This is a genomic window from Nesterenkonia muleiensis, from assembly GCF_003600155.1.
In the GTDB taxonomy this organism is placed as follows: domain Bacteria; phylum Actinomycetota; class Actinomycetes; order Actinomycetales; family Micrococcaceae; genus Nesterenkonia; species Nesterenkonia muleiensis.
Genome location: NZ_QWLD01000016.1, coordinates 289,036 through 311,838, shown reverse-complemented (window position 1 = coordinate 311,838; position 22,803 = coordinate 289,036). Strand labels below are relative to the sequence as shown.

20 protein-coding genes are annotated in these 22,803 nt (G+C 63.5%); 16 read left to right on the top strand and 4 right to left on the bottom strand.

Annotated elements, in window-relative coordinates:
• Positions 1–32 precede the first annotated feature (32 nt).
• Positions 33–1,334: an ABC transporter substrate-binding protein gene (locus DVO78_RS06435; protein ID WP_120003974.1), complete on the bottom strand. Its 1,302-nt coding sequence runs from the start codon at positions 1,332–1,334 to the stop codon at positions 33–35.
• A gap of 245 nt (positions 1,335–1,579) precedes the next feature.
• Here DVO78_RS06435 and DVO78_RS06430 point away from each other — a divergent pair, with 245 nt between their 5' ends.
• From DVO78_RS06430 to DVO78_RS06390, 8 genes are all read left to right on the top strand, one after another.
• Positions 1,580–2,572, top strand: a complete 993-nt coding sequence (locus tag DVO78_RS06430) for a LacI family DNA-binding transcriptional regulator (protein ID WP_120003973.1) — start codon at positions 1,580–1,582, stop codon at positions 2,570–2,572.
• 582 nt (positions 2,573–3,154) lie between these two features.
• A complete protein-coding gene (locus DVO78_RS06425) occupies positions 3,155–3,946 on the top strand; it encodes an SGNH/GDSL hydrolase family protein (RefSeq protein WP_120003972.1) in 792 nt (263 codons plus the stop codon).
• 602 nt (positions 3,947–4,548) lie between these two features.
• Positions 4,549–5,625 carry a 2-keto-3-deoxygluconate permease gene (locus DVO78_RS06415; RefSeq protein ID WP_238385171.1) on the top strand — a complete coding sequence of 359 codons (1,077 nt, stop codon included), beginning with the start codon at positions 4,549–4,551 and terminating at the stop codon, positions 5,623–5,625.
• Positions 5,622–6,884 (top strand): four-carbon acid sugar kinase family protein, encoded by a 1,263-nt coding sequence (locus DVO78_RS06410; protein ID WP_120003970.1) that lies wholly within the window; start codon positions 5,622–5,624, stop codon positions 6,882–6,884. The genes DVO78_RS06415 and DVO78_RS06410 overlap by 4 nt, the downstream gene beginning before the upstream one ends.
• On the top strand, positions 6,881–7,927 hold the full coding sequence (pdxA, locus tag DVO78_RS06405; protein ID WP_120003969.1) for a 4-hydroxythreonine-4-phosphate dehydrogenase PdxA: 1,047 nt from the start codon (positions 6,881–6,883) through the stop codon (positions 7,925–7,927). The genes DVO78_RS06410 and pdxA overlap by 4 nt, the downstream gene beginning before the upstream one ends.
• 30 nt (positions 7,928–7,957) lie before the next feature.
• The gene (locus DVO78_RS06400) at positions 7,958–8,803 is read left to right on the top strand and encodes a GntR family transcriptional regulator (RefSeq protein WP_120003968.1); all 846 of its coding nucleotides are present in this window, start codon (positions 7,958–7,960) and stop codon (positions 8,801–8,803) included.
• 110 nt (positions 8,804–8,913) lie between these two features.
• Positions 8,914–9,450, top strand: a complete 537-nt coding sequence (locus DVO78_RS06395) for an AbrB family transcriptional regulator (protein WP_202912103.1) — start codon at positions 8,914–8,916, stop codon at positions 9,448–9,450.
• An 11-nt stretch (positions 9,451–9,461) separates the two neighbouring features.
• Positions 9,462–9,977: an AbrB family transcriptional regulator gene (locus DVO78_RS06390; RefSeq protein ID WP_238385170.1), complete on the top strand. Its 516-nt coding sequence runs from the start codon at positions 9,462–9,464 to the stop codon at positions 9,975–9,977.
• 3 nt (positions 9,978–9,980) lie between these two features.
• Here the strand turns inward: DVO78_RS06390 and DVO78_RS06385 are convergent, their stop codons facing one another.
• Positions 9,981–11,243, bottom strand: coding sequence for an aspartate aminotransferase family protein (locus DVO78_RS06385; RefSeq protein WP_120003966.1), 1,263 nt, complete (start codon positions 11,241–11,243; stop codon positions 9,981–9,983).
• A 116-nt stretch (positions 11,244–11,359) separates the two neighbouring features.
• Here DVO78_RS06385 and DVO78_RS06380 point away from each other — a divergent pair, with 116 nt between their 5' ends.
• Positions 11,360–12,835, top strand: a complete 1,476-nt coding sequence (locus tag DVO78_RS06380; protein WP_120003965.1) for an NAD-dependent succinate-semialdehyde dehydrogenase — start codon at positions 11,360–11,362, stop codon at positions 12,833–12,835.
• Between the two features lie 73 nt (positions 12,836–12,908).
• On the top strand, positions 12,909–13,229 hold the full coding sequence (locus tag DVO78_RS18360; RefSeq protein WP_120003964.1) for a histidine phosphatase family protein: 321 nt from the start codon (positions 12,909–12,911) through the stop codon (positions 13,227–13,229).
• Between the two features lie 129 nt (positions 13,230–13,358).
• Here the strand turns inward: DVO78_RS18360 and DVO78_RS06370 are convergent, their stop codons facing one another.
• A complete protein-coding gene (locus DVO78_RS06370) occupies positions 13,359–14,486 on the bottom strand; it encodes a hypothetical protein (RefSeq protein ID WP_157983893.1) in 1,128 nt (375 codons plus the stop codon).
• A gap of 385 nt (positions 14,487–14,871) precedes the next feature.
• Here DVO78_RS06370 and dnaK point away from each other — a divergent pair, with 385 nt between their 5' ends.
• The 6 genes from dnaK to trmB all read left to right on the top strand — a co-directional run bounded on the left by dnaK (position 14,872) and on the right by trmB (position 22,251).
• Positions 14,872–16,740: a molecular chaperone DnaK gene (gene dnaK, locus DVO78_RS06365; RefSeq protein WP_120003962.1), complete on the top strand. Its 1,869-nt coding sequence runs from the start codon at positions 14,872–14,874 to the stop codon at positions 16,738–16,740.
• 255 nt (positions 16,741–16,995) lie between these two features.
• Positions 16,996–17,832 (top strand): nucleotide exchange factor GrpE, encoded by an 837-nt coding sequence (locus DVO78_RS06360; RefSeq protein ID WP_120003961.1) that lies wholly within the window; start codon positions 16,996–16,998, stop codon positions 17,830–17,832.
• Between the two features lie 141 nt (positions 17,833–17,973).
• The gene (locus DVO78_RS06355) at positions 17,974–18,933 is read left to right on the top strand and encodes a DnaJ C-terminal domain-containing protein (RefSeq protein WP_202912102.1); all 960 of its coding nucleotides are present in this window, start codon (positions 17,974–17,976) and stop codon (positions 18,931–18,933) included.
• Positions 18,934–19,022: 89 nt separating this feature from the next.
• A complete protein-coding gene (locus tag DVO78_RS06350) occupies positions 19,023–19,478 on the top strand; it encodes a heat shock protein transcriptional repressor HspR (RefSeq protein ID WP_120004009.1) in 456 nt (151 codons plus the stop codon).
• Entirely contained in the window at positions 19,475–21,400 is a 1,926-nt protein-coding gene (locus DVO78_RS06345) for a penicillin-binding transpeptidase domain-containing protein (RefSeq protein ID WP_120003960.1), read from the top strand. Before DVO78_RS06350 ends, DVO78_RS06345 begins: the two co-directional genes overlap by 4 nt.
• Positions 21,401–21,411: 11 nt before the next feature.
• Positions 21,412–22,251, top strand: coding sequence for a tRNA (guanosine(46)-N7)-methyltransferase TrmB (gene trmB, locus DVO78_RS06340; protein ID WP_120003959.1), 840 nt, complete (start codon positions 21,412–21,414; stop codon positions 22,249–22,251).
• Positions 22,252–22,358: 107 nt separating this feature from the next.
• Here the strand turns inward: trmB and DVO78_RS17940 are convergent, their stop codons facing one another.
• On the bottom strand, positions 22,359–22,673 hold the full coding sequence (locus DVO78_RS17940) for a winged helix-turn-helix domain-containing protein (RefSeq protein WP_238385175.1): 315 nt from the start codon (positions 22,671–22,673) through the stop codon (positions 22,359–22,361).
• Positions 22,674–22,803: the final 130 nt, after the last annotated feature.

The following is a 22,803-nucleotide window of genomic DNA, read 5'->3' as shown; positions in this document are numbered from 1 at the left end:
CAGGTAGTCCTTGGGGTCGGGGTGTGGCTGGACTAGTTGTCAGCCGCTAGGTTTTCTAGGTTCGCCAGTTCACGATCCAGTGCCTGTTGCCCCTGGTTGAGGGTGTTCTCAACGTTCGCTCCGTTGCGAATATCAGAGAATGCCTGATTCATCTGGGTTTCAAAGTGCACGTAACCGACACTTTCTGGGCGGTGTCGTGCATGTTCCTCGCTGTCTATGCGGAAGAGTTCCGAAAATCCCTCAGTCTGCTCCGGGGCGAGGTCTTGGATAAAGTCCACATATGCTTCAAACGCTTCCGTGTTAACAGGCGGCAATGTGTTGACACTGGATGCGAGCTCGGCACCTCCGGGGTTGAGGGTTGCGAATTGGACAAACTCGCGAGCCAGTTCCTCATGCTCCGTAGTGCTAGTAATGCCGATAGCCCAAGAATCGGTAGGTGTTACAACAGCGCCATTTTCGAAATAGGGGTGGGGAGCCATCCCCCAAGAGTCTGAAAAATCCCCGTCCTGCATCCGTCCAATCGCCGAAGCGCCACCCAGGAGAAATGCTGACTGACCTGAGCGAAACAGGTCGACCATTTGCTCGGGCTCTACGCCGCGGGGTGCAAGGCCGGAGCTGTGGATATCTGAGTACCACTCGCCGAACTCAACCCATTCAGGTGTGTTGACCTCGGGAGTTAGGTTGTCGTCTCCAGTCAATCCGTTCCCGGCCCCGATCGATTCAATCATCGGCTGAAGCGCATAGTAGCGGTCCACTTGGTCCATGCCGAAGCCGTAGGTTGTCTCGCCCGCGTCCACGACTTCCTCTGCACGTTTGAGCACGTCCTCCCAAGTCAGTCGATCCTCATGAGATTCTCCGGGGATCTCGACACCGGCATTCTCCAGCGCTTCACGGTTGTAGAAGAGGAAGTTGTTGCTCGTCCACAAGGGGTATGCCCACTGCTCGCCATCAGCGGTGACTGAGTTGATTCCGGCCTCAATGAACTGGTCCTCCATCTCCGGGAGATACTCGCTCTCATTGGTGAGAAAACCCTGGGCGACCATGTTGGCCAATCGAGGTGGATCCACCGAGACAATGTCGATGCCGGTGTCCCCGGCTCCTAGACGTGCTTGCGTTTGCTCCACCACTTGGTCAAAAGGGACACTCTGAAGTTCGATGCGCACGCCCTCATTGCGTTCCTCGAACGCCTCTACGACGGGTTCATAAGCGCCAGCATGAGGATTGAGCCAAGTTAGGACTACCTCATCCTCACCGTTACCTCCTCCGCAGGAACTGAGCAAAAGTACAGTGGACAGAAGAGATGTTGCAGCGACGGAGGTGCGAGTTCTAGCCATGATCTTCCTTTGTCAGAATGGCTCCCATCACGGGAGATCGATTTCCGAGAATAGTGATACCAGTCACTTTCTGTCAAGATTCATTGAAAGGTGACCTGTTTCTGCCGTGCCAACTGGGTTGCTTGAACTATGCTCGTCAGGGTCGATTAGACGGCGGCTAAGCCCTGAGATGGTGTAGTTTCTCGCTCGATGTTTGGAGCAGATTGCGACCTGAGCAGTGGACAATGTGAAAGTAGGGAGCCCATATGGCCACTACGTTGAATGATGTGGCGAGGGCTGCTGGCGTATCGCGATCAACTGCCTCTAGAGTGCTGGCAGGGACAAAACGGAATGTAGACCCTGCTTTGGCCGACCGAGTGTTTCAGGCGAGTGCTGAACTGGGGTACAGAACGAATGCTGTTGCCCGGGCATTGCGAACGCAGCGCACAAGGATGATCGGTGTTGTGGTGCCCTCATTGCAGAATGCCTATTTCGCAAATGTCGTACACTCTCTGTCTTCTGAGATTAGTGATCATGGCGGTGGATTGCTGGTTGCAGCATCAGAAGACCAGCCAGAAGTTGAGCGAGAGCGATTATTAGGATTCAGGGATTCGATAGTTGAGTCCCTAGTTGTAGTGCCGACCTCTCGTGTAAATAGCGGTCCTGCCATCAATGAAGTTGCCGAAAGCTTGCCCGTTGTGCAATTGGACCGCTATGCGGATGGAGTGGAGGCCCCGTATGTAGGAATTAACAACAGGCTCGCTGTGCAGCTCATGGTGACGCATCTGCGGAGTCGTGGCTACGAACGGCTGTTGTTTCTTGGGGCAGATGAGGAGTCTTCTGCCGGAGGAGAGCGAATTGAAGCATTCAAGGTATATAAGGGTTCGGGAGATGAGATTCGAGTTGTTCCCAGTTTTTCGGTGGAAGCAGGGCGTGCCGCGGCGATAGAGATTATGGAGCATAGCGAGCTTCCTGGGGCAGTTGTGTGCAGTGCTGACGTTCTGGCTGTGGGTGTTTTCTCTACGTTGCAGCACCAGGGCGTATCAATCCCCGAGCAGGTTGCTGTGACAGGCTTTGATGACACTCAGCTATTGGAGCTCATGACACCGGCATTGACCACTATTAGGCCGCCTCTCCCGGTCATGGCCAAAGCGACTATTGAGGCTTTAGCGGATCTAGCTGATGGTGCTAGTCGAGCGACTGTGCCCGCAGCGGCGCAGAGGTTTGATCCCGGACTGATCACCAGGTTCTCGACATGAAGATAATGGGTGAGTATTTTCGGGTCTCCGAGTATTGAGTGTGGATCTGTAGTGACCGGGATACGGGTCGGATCGTAGGCGTGGCAGGGCGAAAAGACGCATGGGCTGGGATGCTGGGAGTTGTTCAACTCCCACATCAACAATCCCAGGGATCCACAGACCATCCGTGTTACTACATCTATGCAACCAGCTGTTGAAACTCGATGGGGTGAGCGTTACCGGTGTCGCACCGCTCCGGCAGGTGTGATTGTTCACGTCCGGTTGCGTCGTAAACGGCTAGTGTGCCGACGGTGCGACTACTTGAGCAGGTTCCGATGCGACACTCGTGAGGCGCTATCTTCGTGGCGTCATCTGCGAGTCGGGATCGCGCGGTTGACGATCACTGCCAGGCTACTGCTGATCGGTTGTGGCAGTAGATTCCTTGGAGAGCTCGATGAATGCCGCTGAGGAGCTGGAGCTCTCAGCACAATTGGCCCCCGCTCCGCGAGCGGAGCGTGGGAACGCCCTCTCAACGTGGAGCAGATCGAAGAACATCTTGAGTGAGCAAAAGAGTTTATCCTTGGGCACCTGTAGGGTGGAAATATGCCAGTGCGTGATGAGCTCGACGGACCGTTTGAGAGGCGTTATGTCGCCCTAGGTGACTCGTTCACCGAGGGCGTGGGCGACATCGATCCCTCCAGCCCCAACGGGGTGCGCGGTTGGGCCGACCGCGTAGCCGCCCAATTGATCGACTATGACAGCAGCTGGGGGTATGCGAACCTCGCGATCCGGGGCAAGAAGCTCCAGCAGGTCCTAGACGAACAGCTCGACGCCGCTGTGGGCTTAGAGCCGACTCTGATCACCGTCTACGCCGGCGGCAATGACATTCTGCGCCCGGTGGTCAACCTCGACGGGATCATGGAGCGCTACCGCTGGGCCCTGGAGAAGCTGGTTGACACCGGTGCCCGCGTGGTGGTCTTCACTGGGTTCGACTCCGGCAAGGCTCCGATGTTCCGGATGACCCGGGGCCGGACGGCCATCTACAACGAGCACCTCCGGAAGATGGTCGATGACCTTGGCCTGGACCTGGTGGACTTCTGGCATATGAAGCAGTTCCAGGACTGGCGCTACTGGGACCCGGACCGGATGCACCTGAGCATTGAGGGACATATCCTGATGGCCAAGGAGGTCCTGGCGGTCCTCGGCGAGAAGGATGACATCGAGCTCCCCGAGATGGAGGAACCCCCCGTCTCTTCGCTTCCGGGGCGGATGGCCGCTGAGGTGGTCTGGAGCAAGGACTACCTCTACCCCTGGGTCAAGCGCCGGGTGACCCGGAAGTCCTCCGGCGATGATCTCTCACCGAAGTACCCCAAGCTGACTCAGCGCATCTGGTGATCAGCGCGGTTTCCGCCGCGTTCCAGGGAGCCTTACTCTGCAGCAGCAGGAGCGCCCTTGCTTCTTGCGGGCGCACTAGCGGATCGGTCATGAAAGAAGTCTCTGTAAGAGACCCCGCGGTGCCGCAGATGCTTGAGCATCTGCGTGGCGGATAGCCGTCGCGTGCTTTTCCTCGGCGTTGACCAGGAATCCTCAGCGGCGGCTGAACGCATTGACGCATTCCGCGAGTGCAGTCAAGAGGCAGACGAGAGCAGTGCCCTCCCGAGGTTTGCCGTAGATGCTGGCCCGGCCGCGGCTTTGGAGTCGCTGGATCGACAGAAATAGGCGGAGCCGATGCTCGGCAGGGGCAATTGCTCGGGTGGTAAGGCTGGTCTCTGCAATGCCGAAGGCATTTGTCGCCGTGCTGATCGGAGATGGATAGGTCAGTCCCCGGGGTGTGGGTCTCCCTGCCTCCCGGGAAGATGTGCCACCACGAACGTCCTTTTGCTTATGTGGCTTGCCTCACGGTCAAACCTCTGTAAAGATACTGCCATGTTGTACGTACTTTTCTACGAGTGGTGCTGACAACTACCAGATCATCCGTAACGAGAAAGTGTTCCCCCATGGCCAACGATGCCCATATGCCCCGGCGCGGATTCCGCCTCCCGCTCTTCGACGGTATGAACAAAGTTCCTGGCGGGCTAATGCTCATTCCGTTAGTGCTAGGTTCCGTCATCGGCACATTCTTCATGCCGGCTCTGGAGATCGGCAGTTTCACCACCGCCCTCTTCGTCGACAGTGCCCTGCCGCTGATCGCACTGCTCATCTTCGCTACAGGCACCCAAGTCAGCATGCGTTCCACCGGGCCGGTTCTTGCCCACACCGGAACCATTCTGCTGATGAAGTCGCTGATCCCCGCCACACTGGTGATCCTGCTGGGTCTTTGGGTGGGACTAGACGGCATCCTGGGAGTCTCGATCCTGGCGCTGCTGGTCATCCTCGACAACAGCAACGGTGGCCTCTGGCTGGCTTTCACCGGACGTTACGGCGACCATCGGGATCGCGGGGCATATATGGCCTCGGCCATCAATGACGGTCCGTTTGTCAGCATGCTCTTCCTCGGTGTCTCCGGGCTGGCCGACGTTCCTCTGCTGGCGATGGTCGCGGCGATCCTTCCGTTCTTCCTGGGCATGCTGGTCGGCAACCTGGATGAGAAGTGGAAGAACATCATGGTCCCGGTGCCCAACATCGTCATTCCCTTCTTCGCCTTCGCGCTCGGCACCAGCATCGACCTGACCGCTGTGGTCACCGGGGGCGTGCAGGGCTTGGTCGTCGGGCTCATCGCTGCGCCGTTCACGGGCTTCCTGGTCTACCTCGGCTACAGGTTCATGCTGCGACGCGGTGCTAAGTCAGGGCTGGGCTTCGCCGCCGGCACCACTGCCGGCAATGCGATCGCTACCCCGGCCGTCATCGCCCAGGTCGACTCCAGCTTCGTTCCGTACGTGGAGACTGCGACTGCTCAGGTAGCTGCTGCGGCGCTGATCACTGCGATCCTCGCACCGCTGATCGCCTCGCTGGTCCTCAAGCGTGCCGGCGCTTTAGAGCCCGCATCTGATATAGCAGAGGCAGCCGAAACCGCCACTTCTACCGAAGCCCCGGGTGATCCCAACCCGCCAGCCGACCCCCGGTCCAACCCGTGACGGCTGCACCAGGCGCCCCTGTCGCAATCATCGCTGATGACCTCACCGGCGCCAATGATACGGCGGTCCAATTCACGCGTCAGGGCTGGGATGCCCGACTGGTCTTAGCAGAGCTGAATGCGGTCGAGCTCTCCTCGGAGGCGACCACCGTCTTCGCCGCCACCACCGATGCCCGCCCTATGCCCTACGACGACGCCCGCCGGGTGACCTCTGATGCGGCAGCTCGTGCGGTGGAAGCTGGAGCGGAGAGGTTCTATCTGAAGGTTGACTCCACCGTGCGCGGTAGTATCGCTGCGCAGGTCGATGGAGCGCTTGAGGCGCTCGGCGGCGAGGTTCTTGCCGTGATCTGCCCCGCATATCCACACATGGGCAGGACGCTGCACGAGGCCGTGCTGCTGGTCGGCGGAATACCGGTTGCCGAGACCTCTTTGCGTGACGACCCGACGACGCCGGTGAGCTCCAGCGATATGCGTCAGCTCGTCCCCGGTGCTACAGCGCTGCCGCGTGCCAACAGCGCGGACGGCTACGCGGCTGCCATGGCAGCCGCCTATGCCCGGGGTGACCGTCTTGTGATCGCTGACGCTTCCACTGAGGCGGACCTGGACAGCCTTGCCCGTGCTGTCGCTACAGCCTCCCATCGGGTGCTCCCAGTCGGCTCGGCGGGACTCGCAGCAGCGCTGGCCGGCGCCTGGGAGCGCCACCAGGTGCCTATGGAGCCTTCCTCCCAGCAGCGGGTTTCGGACGTAGACAACATCCTGGTTCAGGTCAGTTCGCTTAATCCAGTCTCGCTGGCCCAGCTCGAGGCGCTGCGGAGCGCTCCTGGTACCCGGGTCACCGTGCTGGAGCCGAAGCCAGCTGATTTCGCCACTGAACAGGCGATGCACGAGTGGATGGAGGACCACCTTAGGCAGGTGCCGGACGGCGTCACAGTGATCACCGCGCCTCGAGACCGGGCAGGCGATGCTCGCATGATTGCGGAAGGGCTCGGAGAGATCTCTGCCACACTTCTGCGCAGCGGAGCCTTCGCCGCTGCTGGCTTCGTGGGCGGAGATGGTGCTTTCGCCGCTCTGCGCGCCGCAGGGTGCACTGCCCTGCGGGTTCTCGAAGCCATTGAAGAGGGCATACCGCTGGCCATCGCCACTGACGGTGAACTGGCCGGCATGCTGATCTTCACCAAAGCCGGAGGGTTCGGTGCCGATACCTCGCTGACCCAGGCTGTCGAATCCATGAGACGAATACTGAAAAGGAATATTGCATGACCGCTGTCCCTACCCTCGCTGTCACGATGGGCGATGCTGCCGGCATCGGTCCGGAGATCACCGCCAAGGCTCTGCTGAGGAACCCCGAGCTGCGGAGAAAGGCCGTGCCGGTGGTAATCGGAGATGCCGACGCGATGCGTCGCGGCGCCGAGTTCTCCGGGCTGGATCCTGAGGCGGTGCGCACCATCTCTGCCCCTGCCGAGGCCACTAACGATCCGAAAACGATCGAGGTCATCCAAGCTGGGCCCAGCCTTGCCCATCTGCCCATGGGCCAGCTCTCGGCCGAAGCCGGCGACGGCGCCCACCGGTTCGTCGTGGAGGCTTGCCGTATGGCCAAGACAGGTGAGGTCGATGCCATCGTGACTCCGCCGTTGAACAAGGCTGCAATGCACGCAGGTGGGCACAGCTTCCCGGGGCACACCGAGCTGCTTGCCCATGAATTCGGAGTGAGCAACTATTCACTGGTGCTCTCTGCCGGTGACCTCTATTTCTTCCACCTCACCACTCACGTGTCACTGCAGCAGGCCATCGAAGGAATCACCCCAGAGCGTGTCGACGGAGTGCTGCGCCTGGTGGGCGCTTTCGCGCGGTCGCTGGGAAAACCAGATGAGCCTATCGGTCTGGCAGGCCTGAACCCGCATGCCGGTGAGAGTGGCCTCTTCGGTCACCAGGATAGCGAGATTCTCGCCCCCGCTGTTCAGCGGGCTCGTGAACGCGGCATCAACGCCCACGGGCCCATTGCCGCCGACGCGCTCATCCCCCAGGCAGTCAAGGGCAAGTGGGACCTCGTCATCGCCTGCTACCACGATCAGGGCCATGCTCCGTTCAAGGCAGTGTACGGCGATGACGGCGTCAACATCACCGTTGGGCTTCCGGTGGTTCGTGTCTCGGTCGATCACGGCACCGCCTTCGACATCGCAGGCCGGGGCATCGCCCGCGAGGCTAGCTTGGTGCTGGCCATGGAGCGTGCCGCGGAGCTGGCCCCGGGATGGGATCTGGTCTGGAAAGAGGCTCAGGCCTCCGAATCTGTGCTTGGGGCCTGAACTTCTGGCGTCGTCGTTAGACTGCCGTCCATGACTTCTTGGCTGCTGGACGACGTCGCCCTCGATTCAGATGTTCGCGAGCCCCTTCATATTCAGCTGGCGGCTGCGCTCCGGGACAGAATCCGCGACCGCCGCCTACAGCCGGGAGAGACCCTGCCGTCGGATACCGAGATGCAGGCCAGGCTGGGAGTCTCCCGTTCTGTGGTCCGGCAGGCGATGAACTCCCTGGTCGCTGAAGGGGCAGTGGCCCGATCCCGCGGGCGGGGATCGGTGGTCGCTCCACGCCGTCAGCATCACCGATTGGCGCACCGTGCCGCCGGGCTCTCTAGCCAGGTCGCCGAATCCGGAGTTGAGGTGAAGACTCATGTCCTGGCCCTTGAGGAAAGCCTCAAGCCGGCGCACGCTGAGGGGCTGGAAGGAGACAGGAGCATCTACATGGAGCGGGTGCGCAGCATCGAAGGACTACCTGCTGCCTATATTCGAACCTGGCTGCCGGTCCGGTTTGGGGAGGGCCTCACCCAGGCAGAGCTGACGGACACTTCGTTGCACCGCATATTGGAGGACCGACACGGGATCGCGCTCACAGGCGGTTCACGACAGGTTCGTGCGGTCTCCGCTGACGATGAGCTCGCCAGGCTGCTGAGCACGCGCCAGGGTGCGCCGCTGCTGCTGCTGGAGGGCACGACCACGGCTTCCGACGGCACGGTGGTGGAGGTTTTCTGCACGTGGCATCGCGGCGACTTAATCACTTTCGATCTTGACGTCAAGGAATCAGACGGTGTGGGTGAGTCTGAGGGCGTGCCGAGAGGTGAGGTGCTGGACGCTGAGCGCACCGCGCGCCATCTGGCTAACCAGCTGCGCCGAATCGCCGGCTGAATCGCGCATCCTGTGCGGCCAGGACCAGTAAGCCGGTGAGCCCGGGGCGTTCAGCATGGAGCGGTAGAATAGTTGCATTGAGCAACTTGTGACGTGTTGAAGGGTGGGATGTGGGCAGCGAGGGTGCACCGCGGCGTCGTCCACGTCATCTGTGGGGCCTGCTCCGGCTGTTCGCCGGCGCAGCGGTGGTCGGCACACTCTTCGAGCTGCTGGGAGTCCCCGCCGGGATGCTTCTGGGCGCCACCATCGGTGCGGCCCTGGTCAACCAGCGGTGGACTGAGCGTATGCGTCCGGCCGAGGTGCCATTGCCGCTGCGCCAGTCCGGGCTGGTCACCATGGGATTCGTCACCGGAGTGCTGCTGACCTGGGAGTCGCTGACCAGCACAGCCATCATCGCGCTGCCAGTGGTGGCGGCCTATCTGCTGGTGGGAGTGCTCAACCTGGCTCTGGTGACCCTGCTGATGAAGCGTTACGGGGTGGACCCCGCCACCGCCGCCTTCGCGGTGATTCCCGGTGGACTGGGCGAGGTGATGTCCATGGCGATGGACAAAGGCGCTGAGGTGACTGTCGTGCTGACCGTGCACGCAGTCCGCCTGTTCACCTTGGTGCTCATCGTGCTGCCGATCCTGCTGGCGGTGCTCACGTGATGGAGGTGCTGATGATCGCCGCAGTGATGGCCGGCTCTGCCGCAGCCGCGCTGCTCTTCCGTTGGGCCAGGCTGCCCCTGTGGCCACTGACCGGGGGCCTGGTGGGCGCTGCAGCGGTGAATCTGGGTTTCGAGCTGGCAGTTGAGGTGCCCGGCGTCGTCGCCCTGCTCGCTCAGCTGATGATCGGCACAGCGATTGGGGCGACCATTGGGCCGGAGATCTTCCGGCACTTTATCCGAATCATCGCCCCTGGCACACTCGCCGTGGTGGTGGTGCTCGGCGCAGGGCTCGTCTTCGCATGGATTTTTGCACTGCTAGGCCTGCTGGAGCCGGCAGAGTCCGCCTTCTCGCTGATGCCAGGAGGAGTGGCCGAGATGGTCGCCGCAGCCGTAGCACTGGGATACGACGGCGCGGTGGTCATTGGAGCTCATATGGTCCGGCTGTTCACGGTGATCTGGTCGGCCCCACTGTTCCTCTGGGCCGCCGAGAGGATCTACCGGCGGTGGGTCCAGCCTCCAGGGGCCTGAGGATCAGCCCAGCGCTTGGGTGAGCGTCTTGTCCCAGATGGCCAGCGCGTCGTCGACCTGGGCCTCAGTGACTACCAGAGCAGGGATGAACCGGACGTTCTGCCCGTACATGCCGTTGGTCAGCAGCAGCAGACCGTTCTCAGCGGCCTTCTTATGCACCGCCGCAGCGGTGGCACCGTCGGGTTTCCCTTCGGCATCAGCGAACTCCACCGAAACCATCAGCCCCAGCCCGTGCACGTCAACCACCTGGCTGTGCTTCTCGCCGATCTTCTTCAGCCCCGACTTCAGCTGCTCACCCCGAGCCTCAGAGTTGGCCACGAGCCCCTCCTCCTCGATCACCTCGAGGGTGGCCAGGGCAGCGGCGCATGCCACCGCGTTGGCTCCGTAGGTCCCGCCCTGGGAGCCCGGCCAGGCCTTGGACATCACGTCCTGGGAGGCAGCGATCCCGGAGATGGGGAAGCCTGAGGCGATACCTTTGGCGAACATCTGAATATCTGGCCTCAGCCCGAAGTGGTCCTGGCCCCAGAACTTCCCGGTGCGGCCGAACCCGGTCTGCACCTCGTCAACAATCAGCAGAATCCCGTGCTGGTCCGCCACCTTACGCAGTCCGGCAAAGAACCGCTGGTTGCCGGGGATGTAGCCCCCCTCGCCGAGCACCGGCTCCACCAGGAACGCTGCGGTGTCGGCCGGGTTCGACTGGGTGGTCAGCACCAGGTCCAGCTCGCGCAGGGCAAAGTCAGTGGCCTGCTCCTGGTCCCAACCGTAAGTCCGGTAGTGAGCCGGGTTCGGGAACGGGGAGACGACGACGCCGGGCATCAGCGGGGAGAAGCCGGCCTTGAATTTGGTGCCGGAGGTGGTCATAGAGGCTGCGGCGACGGTCCGGCCGTGGAAGCCGCCCTGGAACACCACGATATTCGGCCTGCCGGTGGCCTGGCGGGCCAGACGCAGTGCGGCCTCCGCGGCTTCGGAGCCGGAGTTGGCGAAGAACAGGGAGTCCAGTCCCTCCGGCAGCACCTCTCCGAGGGTGGCGGTGAGCTGCTGCAGCGGCTTGTGCATGATGGTGGTGTACTGCCCGTGAATGAGACTGCCCACCTGGCGCTGTGCGGCCTCGACAACCTTCGGGTGGCAGTGTCCGGTGCTGGTGACCCCGATGCCGGCGGTGAAGTCGAGATGACGGTTGCCGGCGTCGTCGTAGAGGTACACGCCTTCACCATGGGTCGCAACCACCGGTGTCGCCTGCTTCAGCAAGGGGGAGAGCTGTGCCACGAGAAACTCCTGTTCGGATTGTTGACAATCTGCACTGTCGACTAGGCTACCGATCAAAGCCCCGAATGTCACAAGGCGTTCAGCCATGCTCCGCCAACACATCAGGAGGAAAGATCATGAGTGCTGTCGTTCAGGATCGAGAGACCAGCATCGTCAACGCTGCGCCCAAGCAGCTGTACATCAACGGTGAATGGCGTGATGCGCGCAGCGGAAACACCCTGGAGGTCCATGACCCCTCCACCGGGAAAGTGCTGTGCCGCGTGGCCGATGCCTCTGTGGAGGACGGTTGGGATGCGCTTCATGCCGCTGAGGCTGCCCAAGGCGAGATGGCCGCCATGGCTCCGCGCAAGCGCGCGGAGATTCTCATGCGCGCCTTCGAGCTGATGCACCAGCGCAAGGATGACCTCGCGCTGCTGATGACCCTGGAGATGGGCAAGCCGCTGGCCGAGGCCGCCGGAGAGGTGGTCTATGCCGCTGAGTTCTTCCGCCACTTCGCCGAGGAGGCCACACGGATCGGCGGCAATTACCAGACCGCTCCGGCGGGCAATGCCCGGTTCTTGATCCGCAAAGAGCCGGTGGGGCCCAGCATCCTGATCACCCCGTGGAACTTCCCGCTGGCCATGGGTACCCGAAAGATTGGCCCGGCCATTGCCGCAGGCTGCACCTCTGTGCTCAAGCCCGCCGCGCAGACCCCCTTGTCCATGCTCGCCCTGGCGGGAATCCTCGAGGAGGCCGGGGTGCCGGCAGGGGTGGTCAACATTCTGGTGACCTCCAACTCCGGAGGTGTCATGGAGCCGCTGATCCGTTCCGGCATCGCCCGCAAGCTCTCCTTCACCGGCTCCACTGCCGTGGGAAAAATCCTGCTGGAGCAGTGCGCGGACAAAGTGCTGCGCACCTCCATGGAGCTCGGCGGCAATGCAGCCTTCGTGGTGTTCGAGGACGCTGACCTGGACAAGGCCGTCGAGGGTGCGATGCTGGCCAAGATGCGCAACTCCGGGGAAGCCTGTACCGCGGCCAACCGGATGTTCATCCACCGCAGTGTGATCAGCCCATTCGCGCAGAAGCTGGCTGAGCGGATGGGTGAGCTCAAAGTCGGCCGCGGCGTGGACGAGGGCATCCACGTGGGCCCCATGGTTGATGCCACGCAGCGCGACAAGGTCGCCGACCTGGTCGACGACGCCGTCGGCGCCGGCGCCGAGGTGCTCCTCGGCGGTGAGCCCGAAGGTGGCGAAGGGTTCTTCTACCCACCCACCGTGCTGAAGGATGTGCCGCGCAGCGCCCGGATGTGGAGCGAGGAGATCTTCGGGCCCGTCGCACCGCTGACCCCCTTCGACGCGGAGGACGAGGTGGTGGATCTGGTCAACGACACCGAGTACGGCCTGGTCAACTACGTCTACACCAATGACCTCACCCGGGCGCTTCGGGTGGCGGAGAGCATTGAGTCCGGCATGGTCGGCCTCAACCAGGGTGTGGTGTCCAATCCGGCCGCACCCTTCGGCGGCATCAAGGAGTCCGGCTTGGGCCGTGAGGGCGGTGAGACCGGCATCGAGGAGTTCCTCGAGACCAAGTACATCGGCATCGCAATGGACTGACTCCCCTCATTTTCATGGGGCTGTTGGATTTTCACGGACCTGCAGGAGCATGATTTCCCAATAATCCCATGAAATCGCGGAGCTGCTCAGAGACCTCTCAGTCGACGGGATCCTAGTCAGTCCCTTGGGACGGGCCAGGGCAACGGCGGCAATAATTGCTGAAGCTCTGGGCGTGCTGGTCGCGGTCTGTAAGGACCTCGCAGAACTCAATCTCGGGGAGATGGGCGGTCTGACCCGCGGGGAGTTTGGGGAGCCATACCCCGGAGCGCTCCACAAGCGGTCGCAGAATTGGCATCACTGGCGGTTTCTCGGAGGAGAGAGCGATGCAGGGGTGGCAGAGCGCGCCGCGTCGGCTCTCCATGCGGCCCGACTGGTGACTTCGAGCGACCTGTGATTGTTGCCCACGAGATGATCAACAGAATGGTGTTGAAGGTCTTGTTCGGCCTTGAAGCCCGTGCGGCTCGAGAGCTGACCCATCCGAACGATGCGGTGTACGAGGTCGGCGTTGCTGCGGGCAGATTCACTATGCACCAGGCGTCGTCTGGACAGGCCGGAGGCCGGCTCTGCTGAGCCGTTTGATCAGTTCCCGTGGGTTCCTCAATTCGGCCTTGCCCCAACGCACCAGGTGCCACCCTTCTCCCTCAAGAGCTTCGCGGCGCTGCTTCTCCCGGTAGTGGACCTCGGCAGGATCGGCGCCGTTGGTGTACTGGGGGTCGAAGTACTTGGCCTTGCCATCGACCTCGCCTGCCACCCGTTCGTGCTCCCAACAGAAATCCATCCGGAAGTTGCCGATGGATGTTCGGACGACCTTCTGGAGCGTCGGTGCCGGACAGTTGACCTGGGCAAGCACCACGCGTGATTCTGATTCCAGGGCAGACTCAGCTCGACCATCAGCGAAATTCCAGGCCCTTTCCCAGCGTGCTTGCTGCCGGTGTGTGCGCAAGTAATGCAGCCAGGGTTCCGGGGCGGCGTCGTCCCGTGCTTTCACCGTGTCCAGGACGACTACAGCTTCGGTGAAGGACATTCGGCTGGTGGCGTCGAGTGCCGAGAGCCCCAAAGGTTCAGCGCGATACCCCCGCGCGGGCCCGGTGACCGCTTCCACAGCATCGGATGCCAGGCGGACTTCAGGAATGCTGAACTTCCCGGTACGTATTCGAGCGCGCTGATCGGGACGCGAGACGTTCCTGGGGCAGGCAGGCTCGAGCAGTCTGGTGGGAAAATTCCTCAGTTGCGCCGCTCTCAGCGGAGCTGCCTCAGGGTGAGACTGTGAATAGCGCTGCAGAAACTGTTGACGTGGCACTTTGCCCGTCATGTGCGATGGCGCATGGGTTTTCGCTTCGCCGGGATTTGCCGTGCGGGCAAAGAGGACCGACGGAGTGTTCAGCAGCGGGATCCCGTGAAGGACGAGCGCGGTCTCACGGCAGAAGATCAGCTCTCGGGTCATGGCCACTGCGGAGATCGCGATCCCGTACCGGGTCCAGGGCGGTGCCGCCGCCCACATGTGGGCGGGCAGGTATATCCCGCGGCGTATTCGCACCAGCTCGCCTCGATCAACCTGGCCTACCAGGCGGGCGCTGGAATGGACACCGTCCTCCTGCCACGAACTGCGGATAAGCTCAATGCGCTGAGGATCATTTCGTGTAGTAGACATGTGGATAGTTTTGTTGAGTGACGTTTAGTGCGCTAGAGGGTCCTGCAATCTGTGGATAACCTGCGCTGCCGCACGAAGTCTTCTGGGCGAAGTCATGCTGATGTTGCGAAATCATGCCCCCACAGGTCCGTGAAAATCCAAGATGCCCATGAAGACTCGACCGGATCGCGCGAGGCGTTGTCCTAGAGTGTGGGGAGTGCCACTGTGGCCGGGGCTCGGCGCGGGAATAGCTGCGCCGGCGGCGTTGTTGGGACCCCTGAAAGCAAAGTTGAGCGTCATCGACTCAAGTCAATTTGACAGCGGTCAGCTCAAGTTCCAGACTTGAGCCGAACTCGCTCAATGCGAGAGGCCTTTGCTTCGCAGAACCCTGACGAAAGGAACCCAGATGTCCCGCGCAGTCGGAATCGACCTTGGAACCACCAACTCTGTAGTCACCGTCCTCGAAGGCGGCGAGCCCACTGTCATCGCCAATGCCGAGGGCGCCCGCACCACCCCGTCGGTGGTGGCGTTCTCGAAGACCGGTGAAGTGCTGGTCGGCGAGGTCGCCCGCCGCCAGGCCGTGTCCAACCCGGACCGCACCATCGCCTCCGTCAAGCGCCATATGGGCACCGACTGGACCACCGAGGTGGACGGCAAGACCTACACCCCGCAGGAAATCTCCGCACGCACCCTGATGAAGCTCAAGCACGACGCCGAGTCCTACCTGGGCGAGGACGTCACCGAGGCTGTCATCACCGTGCCCGCCTATTTCAACGACGCCGAGCGCCAGGCCACCAAGGAAGCCGGGGAGATCGCCGGTCTGAAGGTCTCCCGCATCGTCAACGAGCCCACTGCCGCCGCCCTGGCCTACGGCCTGGAGAAGGGCAAGGAGGACGAGCAGATCCTGGTCTTCGACCTCGGCGGCGGCACCTTCGACGTCTCCCTGCTGGAGGTCGGCAAGGATGAGGACGACTTCTCCACCATCCAGGTGCGCTCCACCGCCGGTGACAACCGGCTCGGCGGCGACGACTGGGACCAGCGGATCATCGACTGGCTGGTCGAGCAGGTCAAGCAGAAGGAGGGCGTGGACCTCTCCAAGGACAAGATCGCCGTGCCCCGCCTGAAGGAGGAGGCTGAGCGCGCCAAGAAGGAGCTCTCCTCCACCTCCACCGCCAACATCAACATCCCCTACGCGACCCAGCACGACGGCGCCCCGGTGCACGTCAATGAGACCCTCTCCCGGGCGAAGTTCGAGGACCTGACCTCTGATCTGCTGGACCGGACCAAGAAGCCGTTCCAGGACGTCATCACCGAGGCCGGGGTCAAGATCTCTGACATTGACCATGTGATCCTGGTGGGCGGCTCCACCCGGATGCCCGCGGTGGCCGACCTGGTCAAGGAGCTCACCGGCAAGGAGGCCAATAAGTCGGTCAACCCCGATGAGGTCGTGGCCGTCGGCGCAGCCCTGCAGGCCGGCGTGCTCGCCGGTGAGCGCAAGGACGTGCTGCTGATCGACGTCACACCGCTCTCGCTGGGCATCGAGACCAAGGGTGGGGTGATGACCAAGCTCATCGAGCGCAACACCGCCATCCCCACCAAGAAGTCCGAGGTCTTCTCCACCGCAGAGGACAACCAGCCCTCGGTGGCCATCCAGGTCTTCCAGGGCGAGCGCGAGTTCACCCGCGACAACAAGCCGCTGGGCACCTTCGAGCTCACCGGCATCGCCCCGGCTCCGCGCGGCATGCCGCAGGTCGAGGTGACCTTCGACATCGACGCCAACGGCATCGTCCACGTCTCCGCCAAGGACAAGGGCACCGGCACCGAGCAGTCGATGACCATCACCGGCGGCACCTCGCTGGAGAAGGAGGACATCGACCGTATGGTCGCCGACGCGGAGAAGCACGCCGAGGAGGACAAGGCCCGCCGCGAGGCCGCGGAGAAGCGCAACGCGGCAGAGGCCACCGCCTACTCGGTGGACAAGCTGCTCAAGGACAACGCCGAGAAGCTGCCCGAGGAGGTCAAGACCGAGGTCCAGGCCGACGTCGATGCCCTGAAGAAGGCGCTGGAGGGCACTGACAACGACGACGAGGTCAACGCCGCCTTCGAGAAGCTCCAGGCCTCCCAGGTCAAGATCGGCGAGGCGCTCTACGCTCAGGGCGCGGAGTCCGCACCTGGTGCAGAGGATGCCCCCGCCGGTGAGGCTCCGGCGGATGACGAGGACATCGTCGACGCCGAAGTCGTGGACGAGGACGACGACGCCGAGAACAAGCAGTAGCGGGCGCATAGGCTGATCCGGGTCGCGCTGCCGGATACGGGAGCGCGACCGGGATGCCTGAGGTGCCAGCGAAGCGGTGCACCGACTTTAGGTGTGATGGCCGCGGTGACGCGGCCGAGATCCGATTGAGCCGAGTGAGGGTGTGAGCTTGCTCGTAGCCTCCGAGGCGATTGAGGATTGCGCACCTTGGGTGCGCAGAGGCGAGCGGGGTCCCCCCCGCCGCCGGGACCAGCACAGCACTGGAAGGACACTGCGATGGCAGAGAAGAAGTACAACCCCGAACAGGGTGATGAGGCGGCCGAGCCGGTCCGTTTCACAGACAAGCGCCGGATCGACCCCGAGACCGGTGCCGCCCGCCAGCCCGCGGAGGGCGAAGCCACCGTTGAGGACCGAGAGGCCGCAGCAACTGACCCGACGGCGGACCCGCTGGCAGAGGCCGAGCGAATCCTCGCCGATGTGCCTGATGAGTCGATTGAGGTTCAGCAGGCTCACGAGCAGTCGGCAGACCCAACACTCGACCTTCACGAACCGCCGCCGGGGGAGGACCCCGAGGTGGCTGAGGGCCCCGAACTGCGTGAAGTGCCTCTTGGGGAGGCCGTCGGCGGCGGAGAGACGGAGCCGGCTGAGCGGATTGATGCCGCACAGGAGGAGCTCGAGGCTCAGGGGTATGACCGGGAGGCTGAGCTGGAGAACGATCTGCGCCGGGTGCAGGCCGAGTACGTGAACTACCGGCGCCGGGTCGACCGCGACCGTACGCTGGAGAAGGACCGTGTCAAAGGACATCTGATCTCCGAGCTGATGCCGGTGCTCGACGATATTGCCGCAGCACGTGCTGCCGGTGATCTTGAGGACGGACCGTTCGCCCACATCGCCGGGCGTTTGGAACAGGTGCTCACCCAGCAGGGTCTCACGCCAGTGGGTGCTGTGGGGGAGAAGTTCGACCCCACTGAGCATGAGGCGATCATGCAGCAGCCCGATGAGGAGGTCGAGGAGGACCACATCGTGGTGGTGGTCCGCTCCGGCTACCGGTTCGGTGACCGGCTGCTGCGCGCAGCCCAGGTGATCGTCTCCACCGGCAGCGCCGAGCAGTAGCTAAAGTTGGCGTGGCGAAGGCCGTGAGGCGTGGAGCGACGCGACCACGCCGACTTTAGGCGTGAGGGCCAGCGTAAGCTGGCCGAGAGCTGAGCGGGGTTTCCCCGCCAGCGGGACCAGCAGAGGAAGGAGGAGGCATCCGTGGCCTCGCAGGACTGGATCGACAAGGATTTCTACAAGACCTTGGGTGTGGCCAAGGATGCCTCCGCCGAGGAGATCAAGAAGGCCTACCGGCAGCTGGCGCGCCAGCACCACCCGGATAAGAACCCCGGCGATGAGGCCGCCGAGCAGAAGTTCAAGAACATCTCCGAGGCGCACTCCGTGCTCGCCGACCCGGAGCAGCGCCAGCAGTACGACGCCATCCGAGCCATGGGCTCCGGAGCCCGGTTCTCCGGAAGCCCAGGCGGCGATGGCGGGGGCTTCGAGGACATCTTCGGCGGGCTCTTCGGTCAGGGAGGCTCCCCAGGCACCGCAGGCGGACGCTTTGGCGGGGGCTTCGAGGACATCTTCGGCGGCATGGGTGAGCGCTTCGGCGGACGCTTCGGCGGCGCTCCCGCCAAGGGTGCTGACCGGACGGCGAAGACCACCATCTCCTTCAAGGGAGCGGTGCGTGGGACCACCGTCGGGCTGCGCGAGCCTTCGGGCAACGTCATCGATGTGCGTATCCCCGCCGGGATCAAAGAGGGGCAGAAGGTCCGGGTCAAGGGCAAGGGCCAGCCTGGTCCCGGAGGTACCGGGGACTTGCTGGTGGAGGTTTCGGTTCAGGACCATCCCTTCTTCGCCCGCGAGGGCGACAACATCCGCGTCCATTTGCCGGTCAGCTTCGACGAGGCGGCGCTCGGTGCCACCGCCGAGGTGCCCACCATCCACGGGGAGAAGGTTAAAATACGAATCCCCGCCGGCTCGAGCACCGGCAAGACGCTGCGGCTGAAAGGCCATGGCATCCGCCGGAAGAACAGCTCCGGGGACATGCTGGCGGTTTTGGACGTCGTGGTGCCGGACCAGCTCAGTGAAGAGGCCGAGCAAGCCGTGCGTGCCTTCGCCGCCGCGACGGCCGGAGTCAATCCTCGGGAAGGTCTGGAGGGTCAGGCCGCGTTGTAACAGGCATCAGCGAAAGGAGGTGAACGTCTGTGGCTTACACCAGAATTCGTATTCGGGAGAATATCGCTGAGTACGACGACGACCCTCGCATGCTCGCTGCCACACACCGGCATGACCCGCTCTTCGTGATCTCTGTGGCGGCGGAGCTGGCCGATATGCACCCGCAGACCCTTCGCCAGTACGACCGGATCGGCCTGGTCAGTCCGCGCCGCCAAGGCGGGCGTCACCGTCGCTACTCCCCCTATGAGATCGAGCAGCTGCGGCAGATCCAGCAGCTCAGCCAGGAGGGCGTCTCCCTCGAGGGCATCCGGCGCATCATCCAGCTGCAGAACCGGGTGGAGGTGCTCGAAGAAGAGGTCGGTGAGCTCCGGCAGGCGCTGCGTGAGGCCCAGCGCGAGCCGGGCAGCAGGCGGGTCTTCGCCGTGGGTTCCCGGGGAGATGTGGTCACCCTGACCAGAGGACAGCGTCCCAGGCCCGCCGGCAGGGAGCTGGTCGTCTGGCGTTCATCCAGACCCCCTGAACCTCCACGTAGACTGGACGGATGACATTTTCCAGGTCCGCAGCACTCACCGGCTGCTGTGCCCTCCTGGTGCTGCTCACCGGGTGTGGCGGAGAGGATGAGCGCGCAGATGTCTCGGTGGCCGCGGCGGTCACCGCTGAGGCGATCAGCACAGGGAGCTTTGAGGGGATCAGCTTGGCCGCAGGAACTCCCCAGGCGCTTGAGGAGGCTGTCCAGAACCTCCAGGAGCCCTTCGATGGGCTGAGACCAGAGGTCGAGGTCGCCGGCGTCCAGGTCCACGAGCCGGAGGAGGACTCGGTGCGCCCGCCCACTGCGGAGGCCGCCTTCGAGCATGTCTGGGAGCTGGAGGAGATCGGCCTCGACGGCCAGGAGTGGACCTACACCACCGAGGCCGACTACACCTACGACGAGGAATCCGACACGTGGCTTGTGGACGGTGAGACCCAGATCATCCTGCCCGACTACGCCGGCCATGAGAACATCGGCATCTCCACCACCACCGCGGACCGCGGCCGCATCATAGACGGCAGCGGACGGGCTATGGTCTACAACCGAGATGTGGTGCGCATCGGCCTGGACAAGACCCAGCTGGAGTCGGAGCAGGACCAGCAGGAGGCGGCCAGGGAGCTTGCCGAGGTGGTGGGGGTCAATGCTGAGACCTACCAGGAAACAGTCCAGGCCTACGGGGATGAGGCGTTCGTCGAAGCCATCACCGTACGCACCGAGGGTGGCCACGTCAGTGCCGAGGATGTGGAGGACATCGCCGGGGTGCACCTGCAGTACAGTCAGCTGCCGCTGGCGGAGAGTTCTGACTTCGCCCCGAACCTCTTAGGCCGGGTGGGTCCGGTGACTGCCGAGCATCTGGAGGATGACCCTACGCTCAGTCACGGCGACATGGTCGGACTGTCCGGCATCCAGGCGGTGCATGAGAGTACGCTTCGCGGAGTCCCCGGTGTGCGCATCAGCATGGGAGAGACCACCCTCTACTCATCGGAGCCGGAGGAGGGGGGTGATGTACACACCGGGCTGCTGCCCAGGGTTCAGGACCTTGCCCAGGGCATCGTCGATGAGCAGGAGGTCAATGCTGCCCTGGTGGCGATCCGGCCCTCCGACGGTGCGGTGCTGGCCGCTGCCAGCCACCACCCTGAGGCACCCCAGGTGGACACCGCCACCCAGTCGGCGTATGCGCCGGGCTCCACCTTCAAGATGGTCTCCGCCCTGGCGATGCTGCGCGGGGGCCTCACCCCCGAGTCCACGGTCCCCTGCCCGAACTCGGTGACTGTCCACGGCCAGCAGTTTCGCAATGTGCCCGGCTTCCAGGACCAGTATGTTGGCAGCATCCCCTTCAACACCGCTGTGGCGGTCTCCTGCAACACCACCTTTGCCGGGGCCTGGGAGGATGTCAGCTCTGCCGACCTCGCCCAAGCCGCCCTGGACCTCGGGATGGACAATGACGTGGGAATCGGCATCCAAGCGCTTAAGGCACGGGTGCCGGAGGACTCCGAGCTGAACCTGCATGCTGCCAACCTCTTCGGACAGGGAACGGTGGAGACCTCCACCTTGGGCATGGCCGCGGTGGCGGCCTCGATCGCTGACGGGCGCACAGTCCACCCCTGGCTGGTCCAGCGCGAGGACCACCCCCAGGAGGGCGGCCTGACCGAGGAGGAGGGCGAGCAGCTGCGCGAGCTGATGCACGGCACCGTGGACTACGGCACCCTGAGCGGTCTGGACCCGATCCCCGGTCCGCACGTCTACGCCAAGACCGGCACCGCTGAAGCCGGGGCAGACGATGACACGTATTCCCATACCTGGGTGATCGGCTCCCAGGACGACCTCGCCGTGGCAGTGTTCCTGGAGGAGGGTGAATGGGGCTCATCAACCAACGGTCCCCTGATGCGGGAGTTCCTCATCGGCGCCCGGGAGATACTGGACGAGCAGGACGGTTAGGCGCATTCCCCATGTCTGAGAGACCGCAGAAGCACTACCGCAAGCCGCTGTCATTCGTGCGCCGCAGCAATAGGCTCAAGCCCAGTTACCAGCGGGCCTGGGACGCCGCTCTCGGCCAGGAGCTGCTCGATGTGCCCCATGGTGAGCGCGACACCTCTGTCGCCCCAGGGTTCAGCGTTGACTGGCACGCCGAGTACGGGCGGACCGCTCCGCTGATCGTGGAGATCGGCTCAGGTTCGGGAGAGGCCATCGCCGGCGCGGCGGCGGCCAACCCGGATACCGACTTCCTGGCCATTGAGGTCTACCGCCCCGGAGCCGCACAGCTGGCAGCACGGATCCGCCGTGAGGGACTGGCGAATGTCCGGGTGGCCTGCCTGGATGCGGTGGAGGTGATGGACAACCTGCTGCCGGCAGGCTCAGTCGCTGAACTGTGGGTGTTCTTCCCCGATCCCTGGCATAAGTCCAAGCACAAGAAGCGCCGACTGGTGCAGCCGAGCTTCGCGGAGAGGGCCGCGCAGGTGATCGCACCCACCGGGGTGTGGCGGCTGGCCACTGACTGGTCCGACTACGCCGTGCAGATGCGGGAGGTGATCGGGGCGTCGTCGTCGTTCTGGAACCCTCATGCTGGTCGGCTGGCAGGGGAGGAGTCGCCGCTGACCCAGGTGCGGCTGGGTGATCTCGATGCGGCGAGCCTGGGGAAACCGGCTCACCCGCTGCCGCTGCCTCAGGCCCGCGATGATGAGGGGGGCTGGGCGCCGCGGTTCGCCGCCAGGGTGGTGACCGACTTTGAGCAGAAGGCCCTGCGCGCCGGCCGGAAGATCTTCGACCTCAACTACCTGCGCAAACCCTAGCTTCGTGCAGGTGGTGAGCCTCAAGTGAAGCGATGGCACCGACTTTAGGCGTGATGGCCGCGGTCACGCGGCCGAGAGCCGAGCGAGGTTTCCTCGCCGGCGGAACATTACAGCGCCAGGCGGTAGCCGCGTTTGACCACTGTCTGTACGGTGTCCGGATTGGGAAGTGACTGGCGGAGCCGGGAGACCCACATCTCCAGGCCGTGGGCTGATCCGCAGTCCGGCAGTACGCGCAGCAAATGCTCCCGGGAGATCACCGCGCCCTGTGCCTTGACCAGCGCCCGCATCACGGACATCGGCCCGGGTGCCAGCTGTGCCGGCTCCGCACCGGGCAGATGCACCTCATTGCCGATGATCTCCACTGTGCCCTGCGGTGTGTGGACACGCAGATAGTGGTCATCCTCCACCACAGGTTCGGTCACGTCAGCCAACCGGCCACCTCCTCGCTGATCAGCGTAGATGCGCTCGGTTACCCAGCGTTATCGGATATGTAACCCGAAAGTGTCGAGATTCTCACAGTGCGGAACCTTGCCCGGGTAGGGGCACAGAATC